This window comes from Halochromatium sp. NSM3 (genome assembly GCF_059621085.1).
Genome location: NZ_JCAQIA010000012.1, coordinates 74,500 through 85,292 on the forward strand (window position 1 = coordinate 74,500; position 10,793 = coordinate 85,292).

Consider the following 10,793-nt stretch of genomic DNA (forward strand, 5'->3'; position numbering starts at 1 on the left):
TGCAGGGGGCGTCGATGGCAACGGTCATGACGAAAGGCGTCCTCCTCGCGCCACTGGTCGCCGCCCTTGGGATGGGGGCGGTCGCCCAAGCCGAGGAGGTCGGGGATTTTGTGTTGCCGAGTTCAAAGGCGGCATCGCTCGCGAATTGCGTTGAGCCGACCGAATACATGCGGCGCAACCACTTCGAGCTGATCCGTCATCAACGCGACCAGACCGTCTACGGCGGTATCCGTGGCAGCGATCATGGTATTTCCGGCTGTGTCTCATGCCACGTTGGCTATGACGACGCCGGCTCACCGGTCGAGATCGATGCGAACGGGCAATTCTGCCGAAGCTGCCACGACTATGCGGCGGTCCAGATCAACTGCTTCGACTGCCATGCAACCGTTCCCCAGGGTGAAGCTTGGAACCACGAGGTTGCCGCAGCGCATGCGCACCTGACCGGGACCGCTAAAATCGGGCCAACGACCGCCGAGCGATAAGGCAGTTAGCGAGGCGAGGCAATCGTTACGATGAATCACGAAACCGAATCGATGAATCAAGGCCGCCGAGACTTCCTCGGCGCTGCCGCCGGTGTGACTGCGGCTGCGGTTGCACCTGGCGTGTTTCTTCACACCCCCGTGGCCAACGCCGCGACGCGCACCGAGCGAGTGACGGATGTGCACCGCTGGGGTCTCCTCGTGGACACCAGCAAGTGTGCCAATGGCTGCACCGCCTGTGTCGACGCCTGCGATACCGAAAACGGCCTGAACCTGCAGTCCAAGCCGCTCGGCGAGGACAAGCTCAAGTGGCAGAACCAGCGTGCGGTCTGGATACGGAAGGTCAAGCTGCAGGACAATCTGACCGGGCATGCGACCAACCTGCCGCTCATGTGCCAGCATTGCGAGAATCCGCCTTGCGTGGATGTCTGCCCGACCGGCGCCTCGTTCAAGCGCGCGGATGGCATCGTGTTGGTCGATCGCCACATCTGTATCGGCTGTCGTTACTGCATGATGGCCTGCCCGTACAAGGCGCGCTCATTCATTCACGAGCAGGTCGATCAAAAGCTTACCCGTGCACCGCGCGGTAAGGGTTGCGTCGAGAGCTGTACGCTCTGCGTCCATCGGCTCGACGCCGGTGATCGCTCGACGGCCTGCGCCGATGCATGCTCCGCCGAAGGGCATCAAGCCCTCATCTTCGGTGATCTGAAGGATCCGTCCGGGCCGCTACGTCAGGCGCTGGCCAAGATGCCGACGCGGCAAATCCGGCAGGATCTGGGGCTGAATACCGGTGTGCGCTACGCTGGAATCTGATCAGTCATCGTTGGCGCCCACCGCACCACGCTAGAGAAGTCAGCATGAAAAGAATCGTCTATCGGGAATGGCTGGTTCAGCCTCGGCGCTACTGGGGGTTGCTCGCGATCCTCGCCTCCGTGGTGGCGGTCGGCGGATTGTCGGCGCTCTACATGGAGCACCATGGTCACTGGGTGACCGGGATGACCAACTCCGTGGTCTGGGGCATGCCGCATGTGTTCGCCGTCTTCTTGATCATCTCGGCCTCCGGGGCGTTGAACGTGGCCTCGATCGGCACCGTCTTCGAGAAAAAGGCGTATAAACCGCTTGGGCGACTGTCGGGGCTGTTGGCGGTGGCGCTGCTGGTCGGCGGCCTGCTCGTCTTGGTACTCGATCTCGGGCGGCCCGATCGGCTGTTGGTGGCGATGACGACGTACAATTTCAGCTCGATCTTCGCCTGGAATATCTTCCTCTATTCCGGCTTCGCGGCGATCGCGATCGGCTATCTCTGGACCATGGCCGAGCGCAAGGGCAATCATCTGCAGAAGCCGGTCGGCACCTTCGCCTTTCTCTGGCGCCTGGCGCTGACGACTGGTACGGGCTCGATCTTTGGCTTTCTGGTCGGACGCGAGGCCTACGATGCCGCGATTCTGGCGCCGATGTTTGTCGTCATGTCGTTCGCCTATGGGCTGGCGGTCTACATGCTGGTGCTGTTCTATACCTTTGATGCCGATGGCCGACCGATCGGTCCGGCAATGCTCAAGCGCTTGCGCAATCTGCTCGCGCTCTTCGTCGCCGCGATCCTGTACTTCACGTTGGTCTATCACCTGACTAAGCTCTACGGTGCCAAGCATAGCGATATCGAAGCCTTCATCCTGATTAGTGGCGGTCTCTACAGCGCCATGTTCTGGGTCGGCTGGATCTTGATCGGGGGCTTGCTGCCGCTCGGGATCATCTACCATCCCGAACTCAATCAACGGCGCGACTGGATCACGGCGGCCTGTGCCCTCGTCATCGTCGGTGGATTTGCCGCCATGTATGTGATCATCGTCGGCAGCCAAGCCTATCCACAGGAGATGTTCCCTGGGTACAACGTCATCCAATTCGGTGCGCCGGGCGATGTCGGCGGCCGGGTTGCTCCCTATTCGCCCAGCCTGCCCGAATTCCTACTTGGCATCGGCGGCGTCGGTATCGCGCTCTTGATCACCGCTGTCGGCGTGCGGGTGCTGCAATTCCTGCCCGAGTCACTCTCCGACCGTGATATCGATCCGCACGCGAGCGCGCGCCCGGCAGCCTAGGCCCCGCAGCCCCATTACGGCAGCAGCCCCATACGGCGGCCCCAACAGCCTAAGCGCGGCTCGCGTCCCAACGCGGGCATCCAGGCATGAACCGCGCGGCGCCATGACGAATCGACGGCTGGGTCGGATGACAAACCTATGGCGCATCTCTATCTCTCGGCGTCGCAAAAGTCTTCCGGGAAGACCACGCTGAGCATTGGACTGATCCGCGCGTTCCATCGGCGCGGTCAGACCGTGCAGCCGTTCAAGAAAGGTCCCGACTACATCGACCCGCTGTGGCTGGCGCGCGCAGCGGGTGGGCGTGCTTGTCACAATCTCGACTACCACACCATGCCGGTCGAGGAGATCTGCGACGATTTCGCGCGCCTGCTGCAAACCTCGACATCGGGTTCGACACAGGGCTTGACAACGGGTTCGACATTGGGCCTGATCGAGGGCAACGTCGGCCTTTTCGATAGCATCCACGTCAACGGCGCGGGCTCTAATGCCGAGCTGGCCAAGCTACTCGGCGCGCCCTTGGTGCTGGTGATCAATGCCCAGGGGATGGGGCGGGGGATCGCGCCTCTCTTGCTCGGCTATCAGGCGTTTGATCCGGACCTGTGGATCGGCGGCGTGATCCTGAACAAGGTTGGGGGATCGCGCCATGAGGCCAATCTGCGGCGAGTGATCGAGCATTACACCGATCTTCCGGTCCTCGGGGCGGTGCCGCGCTCGGCTGAGCTGGCGATCGAGGAGCGGCACCTTGGGCTGATCCCGAGCAATGAAGCGATGGCGGTGGAGGCGACGATCGAGGCGATTCACCGCGCGGTGGTGGAGACGGTCGATGTCGACCGGGTGCTGGGGATCGCCGCGCGCGCGCCAGCGCCGGCCGGGGGTGCCTCGTCGACGCCGCTGGCGCCGTCGAGCCAGCTTGAACGCATGCCCTCCGGCGAGACGCCGGTGCGTATCGGCATAGCCCAGGATGAGGTCTTTGGCTTCTATTATCCCGATGACCTCGCGAGCCTGGAGCGAGCCGGAGCGGAACTCGTGCCGTTCAGTCCCCTCGTCGATGCGAGTCTGCCCGCTGTCGATGGCCTGATCCTTGGGGGCGGCTTTCCAGAGTCGCGCATGGCCGAACTCGAAGCGAATCGATCGATGCGCGCATCGATTGCCGCCTTCATTGCCGACGGGGGCGTTACCTACGCCGAATGCGGCGGCCTGATGTATCTCTGCGAGCGCCTACACTGGGGCGACCAGTCGCGGGCGATGTGCGGCGTACTCGGTGCCGATGTGGCCATGCATGACCGCCCTCAAGGACGGGGCTATGTGCGTTTGCGTGAAACTGACGCCTTTCCTTGGCCGCGCGCGTCCGCCGATGCGGCGGACATTTGCGCCCATGAATTTCATCATTCCGCCATCGTCGAGGCATGCCCCGATTGGCGTTATGCCTTCGATGTCCTGCGCGGCACCGGCATCGATGGGCGCCATGACGGTATCATTCACCAGAATCTCCTGGCGAGCTATGCGCACTTACGCGCTGTCGGCGCGGTGAACTGGACCGGGCGTTTCATCAAGCGGATCAGGTCGCTGCAGTAGCGGTCACCACCGCTGCGGCCGAAACCGAAGGCGCCGCACAGCGCGGGGGCTAGCGTTCGCATCAGGGGCGCGACCGAGGTAACGAGATAGGAAGAGGGCTTATGTTCAAATTGACGACAGCGGCCGCTGAGCAGGTCTTGAAGGCAGCGAAAGCAGGGGGCACCGAAGGCCTGTCGCTGCGGCTCGCGGCGAGCCAACAGGCCGATGGCAGCATCGACTATCGCATGGGATTCGATGCCCCGACGGAAGAGGATATTCGCTTCCAGAGCGAAGGCGTGGACATCGTGATGACCCCCGAGGACGTACCGCTGCTCGACGAAACCGTGATGGATTTCGTCGAGATCGAATCTGGCCAGCCACACTTCATCTTCCTGAACCCGAAGGACCCGAGTTATCAACCACCGGCCGATCCCTGAATACAGGTCTGGCGACTGATCCATGGAACTCTCGAGCGAGGACAAACTACGGCTCAACGTGCTGCTGGCGAATCAACCGCAGGCGATTCGCATCGATGAGTCGCGCCTGATCGTCTACGGGCTGTCGCCGCGCGGCGAGGCCAAGGTGGTCCTGAATCCCAGCGGTGGTGCGGCGGAGGCCTATGTGCGCGCGGTCAAGGAGTTGATCTCGGGGCACATCCTGGGATCGCCGGGTGGCTATCCGGTCTATCTGCGGCGCTGGACGCGCATGGGGCAGATACGCGATCAGAGCCTGGAACAGTTGTTGATGCTTGGTGAATCCGAGGCGGTGGTCGCTGCGGTCGGCTCGCCAGGCCTGACGCCCGAACTCGCGCGGCGTGCCTGGTGGGCGATGGAAGACGCCGAGAACGCGCGGCGCATGCTCGCCAACCCGACTATCGCCGCCAGCGATATGGGGCCGATGCTGGCCGACTATCTGGTCGAGTACCTGCCGTTTGAGACCGAGCACGAGACGATGATGGAATCGGTCCGGCTGGTGCTACAGCCGGGTCTGTTGAGTGACGAGCGGATCACCGATCTGTGGCGCAAATCGGCGCGCAAGCCGGCCTACCTGATCGGCTTCCTGCGCGCGCGGCCCGATGATCTGCCGGATCAGCCCGAAGCGCGCACCGATGCCGAGGCGATGGCCACCGCGCTCGCCGACGAACTGCGGGCGGGCAATGCGATTGCCGGTCTCCTGGTGCGCGTCACCAGTGCTGGAGGCCAAGGTTTTCTGAAGACACTCTCGGCGGTGCTCGCGAAGCCACCGAACCAGGACATCGTCAGTGCCAGCTTCGATCTGTTGCACGGTTACTTCTCGGTGCTGCGCCCCGAGGGCGACCCCAATCTGACCATCGACGCCTTACTCGCCGATGGCCAGGCCTTTGCCGGGCTCGATAGAGCGTCGACCGCGCCAGAGGCTGTATCGGGCGATTTCATCATGGACGATCCCATCGTTGGCGACCCTGTCTCGGGTCCGGCATCCGATGCTTTATCGCCCCACGTGCGGCGCATTCTCGACCGGCTGCCGGAGGCGGCGCCCGATCTCGCCGCCATGCGCGTGCTCTCGGGCACGGGCTATGGGCTGATCCGGCCGCTGCTGCCCGACCCCACCACCCTCGGCAGCCTGATGCGGCGCAAGCTCATGCCGGTGACCGAGCCGCTGCAGGCACGGATCGCGCGCCTGCTTGGCTCTTCATCCCCGTCCTGAAACAGGACGGGGCTTTTCGCGCGGTCTGGGTCATCGGATCAGCGGTCACGACGAGGCGCCACTGCTCGAGTCGGTCCGGCTCCGCGAGGATCGGTCATCGACGCCGCTCGTCCATACCTTGGCGTCCACGCTACTCGTCGGTCACGCAGCCCTCTGAGGCCGGCTTGACGGTCTTGATGTACTTGTAGAGCGTGCCGCGGCTGGCCTTGTACGGCGGCATGGTCCAGGCGGCGCGGCGGCGCTCGAGTTCGGCGTCGGTGACGTCCATGGCCAGCAGGCGTTCACTGGCGTCGATGGTGACCTTATCGCCGTCTTGTAGCAACGCGATCGGGCCGCCTTCCTGGGCCTCGGGACAGACGTGGCCGATGATGAAGCCATGCGAGCCGCCGGAGAAACGCCCGTCGGTGAGCAGCGCGACATCCTTGCCCAAGCCGGCGCCCATGATGGCGCTGGTGGGGGTCAGCATCTCCGGCATGCCGGGGCCGCCCTTGGGGCCTTCGTAGCGGATCACGACGACATCGCCCTTCTGGATCTTGCCCTCCTCGAGCGCGTGCAGCATGTTCTCCTCGGCGTCAAAGACCCGCGCGGTACCCTCGAAGCGCAGCCCTTCCTTGCCGGTGATCTTGGCTACGGCGCCGTCTGGAGCCAGATTGCCGCGCAGGATTTGAATATGGGCGGTCTCCTTGATCGCCTGCTCGACCGGCATGAGGATCTGCTGACCGTCGCTCAAGCCGGGCAGCTCGGCGATGTTCTCGGCCAGGGTCTTGCCGGTGCAGGTGAGGCAGTCGCCGGTCATCAGGCCCTGTTCCAGCAGGTATTTCATCACCGCCGGCGTGCCGCCGACCTGGTGCAGATCTTCCATCACGTATTTGCCGCTCGGCTTGAGGTCGGCCAGGAATGGGGTGCGATCGCTCGCGGCCTGCACGTCGTCGAGGGTCAGATTGACGCCGACCGCGCGCGACATCGCGATCAGGTGCAGCACGGCGTTGGTCGAGCCGCCGAGCGCCATCACCATCGCCAGGGCGTTATCGAAGGCGGCGCGGGTCATGATGTCGCTCGGCTTGATGTCCTCGGCCAGTAGATGGCGCATGGCCTCGCCGGCGCGGCGGCACTCGTCGAGCTTGCCGGGGTCGGTGGCCGGCAACGAGGCGCTGTAGGGCAGTGCCATGCCGAGCGCCTCGATCGCCGAGGCCATGGTGTTGGCGGTATACATGCCGCCGCAGGCGCCGGGGCCGGGGCAGGCGTGACGGACGATGTCCTCGCGCTCGTCCTCGCCGATGTTGCCACTGATGAACTGGCCGTAGCTCTGGAACGCCGAGACGATATCGAGCGGCTGCCCGGACTTGCCATGGCCGGCGCGGATGGTGCCACCGTAGACCATGATGCCGGGGCGGTTCAGGCGCGCCATGGCGATGATCGAGCCGGGCATGTTCTTGTCACAGCCGGGCAGCGCGATCAGGCCGTCGTACCACTGCGCACCGACGACGGTTTCCATCGAGTCGGCGATCAGGTCGCGCGACTGCAAGGAGTAGCTCATGCCCTCGGTGCCCATCGAGATACCGTCGCTGACGCCGATGGTGTTGAAGCGCATACCGACCAGCCCGGCGGCATCGGTGCCGGCCTTGACCTGAGCGGCCAGGTCGTTGATGTGCATGTTGCAGGGGTTGCCTTCCAGATAGACGCCGGCGATACCGATCATCGGCTTACCGAGATCGTCCTCGGAGAGTCCGGTGGCATGCAGCATGGCCTGAGATGCGCCCTGGGACTTGGGCTGGGTGACGCGGGCGCTGTAGCGGTTGAGCTGTTGGGTCATAACGGGTAAGGGAGTCGCTGTCGTCGATGGAAACCAACCCATCAATTTAGCCCGAGCCGGGCGCGGCTTCCAATGATATTTGCGTCGAATCCTTAGGAGCGCGCGCGGCTGTAGGCGTTCGAGCATCGTGTCCAGGCCAGCGCTGAAGCGGCGTTCGACGTGGGCGCGGCGACAGTCGGCGGTGCCGATGCTGAGGATCTGGCCGGTGGGGATGCCGTCGAAGCAGAACGCGAACGCGCGCGCATCGCTCCAGTTGACGGTCGGGATCACGCGCAGGCCGCCCTCCTGCCAGTAGCGCCCGAGCCAGCGCGAACGGTCGGTGTTCCAGAGCTGGGCGGCGATCGGCCAGTCGGGTAGAGGCTGAAATCGGGGGGCAGGGCGGCGAAGTAGCCGGCGACATGCCGGGCGCCGATGTCGAGGCGGGTCCAGGTGGACTCGAAGCGGTAGTCGTCGAGGTAGAAGTGGCAGATGTCGCGGTCTCGGTCGAGCCGATCGAGGCGGGAGCGGTAGGGCAGCAGGCGGAGGTCAGGCGGGAGGTCGAAGGTTTAGGGCTGCAGGGAGGGGATGCCGTAGGCGCTCTCCTCGCTCGGCCAGAGGGCACGCCCGCAGTGCAGCGCGTCGTAGCCGCCGGGTCTGACCGACCAGTTGGCGGAGCTGCGGGTCATCCGCGCTCGTTATCCGCCTTTGGACTTGCCGTCGTTGCCGCAGCCGTCGGTGGGGTGTCGATCAGGGTTGAACATGGTGCGATCTCCGGGGAACTGTAGGCAACGACAGTATAGGCGAAGTCAGGGGTTGAGCAGCATTGAGCCGGTGAGCGCGCGCCTGGCTGCAGAACAGAACCGGGCGAGAGGGAGAACGTGCCGCGAAGGCAGTCTGCATCGGCGAATCTTTCAAAAAGCAGGATCATTCACTACACTCAGTAAGGAAGTGGGGTGGCTCAGATTCGTTTTCTTGCCAGATGGGATGTTAACGGGACGTTGTAACGGGAGCGGTCATAACGGGACGTTGTAACGGGGGCGGTCATGGATGCGAAAGCAGGCTTTGTTCTGGGGGCGCTGGCTCTATGGCTAGGCGCGATGCCGCTGCACGCGGCCGAGACGCTGGTGATCGGAGGCACTGGGAGCGCGCTTGGTGTGGTGCAAAAACTCGCCGAGGCCTACCAGGACACCGACACCGCGCAGACGGTGGAGGTATTAACAAGCCTCGGCACGGGCGGCGGCCTGAGGGCACTGGCCGATAGGCGGATCGATATCGCCCTGGTCTCGCGCACGCTGACACCGCAAGAGCGCGAGGGTTTGCATGTGGCGGTCTTTGCCCGCACACCGCTGGCTTTTGTCGCCAATCAGGATGTCACGGCAAGCGGACTGAGCGCCGACGCGCTGATCGCTTTCTACCGCAGCACGCAGACCCACTGGCCCGATGGCGCGCGCGCTCGACCGGTGCTTCGCCCATGGCGCGATGCGGAAACCCAGGTGCTCGCGGCCTGGAGTGAGCCGCTGGCCGACGCCTTGGCCGCCGCGGGTTATCGCACCGATCTGCTCGTGACACTCACCACGCAGGAGAACCTGAAGGCGATCGAGCAGACGCCGGGTGCGTTCAGCTATGCACCGCTGGCCGAGGTCGTGGTCAGCGAACGTGCGCTGCGGGTGTTGACGTTCGAGGGCGTGGCGCCAACGCCAGCCGGGTTGGCGACCGGCCGTTACCCGTTGGCGATGACCCTTGCCATGGTCACCGGACCAGCGTCTGCAGGCAAGGCGCAGGCCTTGATCGACTTCGTTCGCTCACCGATGGGTACCGGCATCTTGACGGCGGCAGGATGCCTGCCGCTGTCGCCATGAGCAACGAACGGGTGCGGGGCGATGCCTCGGCCTGGAATCACGCCGAGGACATGTTACAGGCGGTTCGTCTCGGCTTCATTGTGCTGATGCTCCTGATGGTCGGCACCGTGACCTGGATGAGCTACGACCGCGAGCTGCGCTACTACAGGGGGTATCTGGACCTCCTGTGCAACGTCCGGGCACAGCAGCTCAACGAGCTTGTCATCCTGCGTAATCCTGCGTTCTGGGAATACGAAGTCTTGCGCATCGAGGGCCTGCTCGGACGCCAACGCCCAGCGCTGGGCAGGACGTTGGAAGAGCGCGTCTACGGAAGCGACGAGCGTTTGATCGTCGCCGTTGGCGCCGGTTGCGGCAACCGCTGTCTGCGGCAGCGCAGCGCGCTGCTCGACGCTGGGGTCAGCGTTGGCAAACTCGAACTCTGCATAGACCTGCGCCCCCTGCTCGCGCGTACCGCCATGGTCGGCGTCGTGGCCAGCCTGATGGGTTTGGTCACCGTCGGCCTCTTCTGTTGGTTCCCGATGCGCGGTTGGCGCGAAGCCCAGCAGCGCATCAGCTTCATGGCCGAGCATGATGGGCTCACCGAGCTACTGAATCGCAAGGCCGCAGAGCGCGTCTACGAACGCGAGCGCGCGCGTGCCTCGAGGCATGGGCTGCCGCTGTCGGTCCTGCTGTTCGACATCGATCACTTCAAACACATCAATGATGACTATGGCCATGAACGCGGTGACCAGGTCCTGCGGAGCCTAACCGCCATCGTGCGTGGGCAGCTGCGCGCCAGTGATACGCTGGTGCGCTGGGGCGGTGAAGAGTTCGTGGTCATTGCCCCCCATACGTCCGAAGACCTGGCTGTGCAGCTCGGCGAAAAACTGCGAAGCGCGACCGAAACCGCAACCGTCGGGATTCCTGAGTCGGTCACAATCAGCATTGGCGTCAGCCGCTGTGAGCGCACGGATAGCCTGTATTCGGCTGTTGATCGGGCGGATCGGGCGCTGTATCGGGCCAAAGGCGCGGGGCGAAACCGAGTCGAACGGGCCGATGATCGAGGCGGTCGTCGATGAGTTGTCGTTGTGCAAGGAGTTTCTGATTTTGATGGACCTTGTACGCAACGTATATACTCGCGAGGATAGCCAAGCCAGACATGAGGCTTCCAACTGCCGAAACCGCGTTTACTGACTTTGGGTCCATTTCGACTCCTACTACTATTCAATTATGGAAGGGCTAACGCCATGCTCAGGCGAGCCGGTTAAGCGAGAGCGAAAACGGCTTCGGCCGGAGCAACTCGTGTACGCCCGGCCTGGGCATGAACTGATGGGGTGAAAGTCCCCTGTGGGAG

General features: G+C 64.0%; 9 protein-coding genes and 1 pseudogene. 8 read left to right on the forward strand and 2 right to left on the reverse strand.

What is annotated here, in order from left to right; genetic code table 11:
- The first annotated feature begins 26 nt into the window (after window positions 1-26).
- The 6 genes from AC54T3_RS07310 to AC54T3_RS07335 all read left to right on the forward strand — a co-directional run bounded on the left by AC54T3_RS07310 (window position 27) and on the right by AC54T3_RS07335 (window position 5,809).
- The gene (locus tag AC54T3_RS07310) at window positions 27-482 is read left to right on the forward strand and encodes a sulfur reduction protein DsrJ (protein WP_496623610.1); all 456 of its coding nucleotides are present in this window, start codon (window positions 27-29) and stop codon (window positions 480-482) included.
- A gap of 30 nt (window positions 483-512) precedes the next feature.
- Complete coding sequence (dsrO, locus tag AC54T3_RS07315; RefSeq protein ID WP_496623612.1) at window positions 513-1,292, forward strand: sulfate reduction electron transfer complex DsrMKJOP subunit DsrO; 780 nt, start codon at window positions 513-515, stop codon at window positions 1,290-1,292.
- Between the two features lie 44 nt (window positions 1,293-1,336).
- Window positions 1,337-2,569, forward strand: a complete 1,233-nt coding sequence (nrfD, locus tag AC54T3_RS07320; RefSeq protein ID WP_496623614.1) for an NrfD/PsrC family molybdoenzyme membrane anchor subunit — start codon at window positions 1,337-1,339, stop codon at window positions 2,567-2,569.
- A gap of 138 nt (window positions 2,570-2,707) precedes the next feature.
- Window positions 2,708-4,144 carry a cobyrinic acid a,c-diamide synthase CobB gene (locus tag AC54T3_RS07325; RefSeq protein WP_496623615.1) on the forward strand — a complete coding sequence of 479 codons (1,437 nt, stop codon included), beginning with the start codon at window positions 2,708-2,710 and terminating at the stop codon, window positions 4,142-4,144.
- Between the two features lie 101 nt (window positions 4,145-4,245).
- Entirely contained in the window at window positions 4,246-4,560 is a 315-nt protein-coding gene (locus tag AC54T3_RS07330; protein WP_496623616.1) for a HesB/IscA family protein, read from the forward strand.
- A 22-nt stretch (window positions 4,561-4,582) separates the two neighbouring features.
- Window positions 4,583-5,809: a sulfur reduction protein DsrS gene (locus AC54T3_RS07335; RefSeq protein WP_496623618.1), complete on the forward strand. Its 1,227-nt coding sequence runs from the start codon at window positions 4,583-4,585 to the stop codon at window positions 5,807-5,809.
- 130 nt (window positions 5,810-5,939) lie between these two features.
- Here the strand turns inward: AC54T3_RS07335 and ilvD are convergent, their stop codons facing one another.
- Window positions 5,940-7,622: a dihydroxy-acid dehydratase gene (ilvD, locus tag AC54T3_RS07340; RefSeq protein WP_496623631.1), complete on the reverse strand. Its 1,683-nt coding sequence runs from the start codon at window positions 7,620-7,622 to the stop codon at window positions 5,940-5,942.
- A gap of 147 nt (window positions 7,623-7,769) precedes the next feature.
- Window positions 7,770-8,140, reverse strand: a pseudogene (locus AC54T3_RS07345) (DUF4417 domain-containing protein); the annotation flags it as partial.
- Between the two features lie 504 nt (window positions 8,141-8,644).
- On the opposite strand from AC54T3_RS07345, the gene AC54T3_RS07350 reads away from it, so the two are divergent.
- Together AC54T3_RS07350 and AC54T3_RS07355 are read left to right on the forward strand one after the other, a co-directional pair.
- Window positions 8,645-9,460 (forward strand): substrate-binding domain-containing protein, encoded by an 816-nt coding sequence (locus AC54T3_RS07350; RefSeq protein ID WP_496623619.1) that lies wholly within the window; start codon window positions 8,645-8,647, stop codon window positions 9,458-9,460.
- Window positions 9,439-10,518, forward strand: a complete 1,080-nt coding sequence (locus tag AC54T3_RS07355) for a sensor domain-containing diguanylate cyclase (protein WP_496623621.1) — start codon at window positions 9,439-9,441, stop codon at window positions 10,516-10,518. Before AC54T3_RS07350 ends, AC54T3_RS07355 begins: the two co-directional genes overlap by 22 nt.
- Window positions 10,519-10,793: the final 275 nt, after the last annotated feature.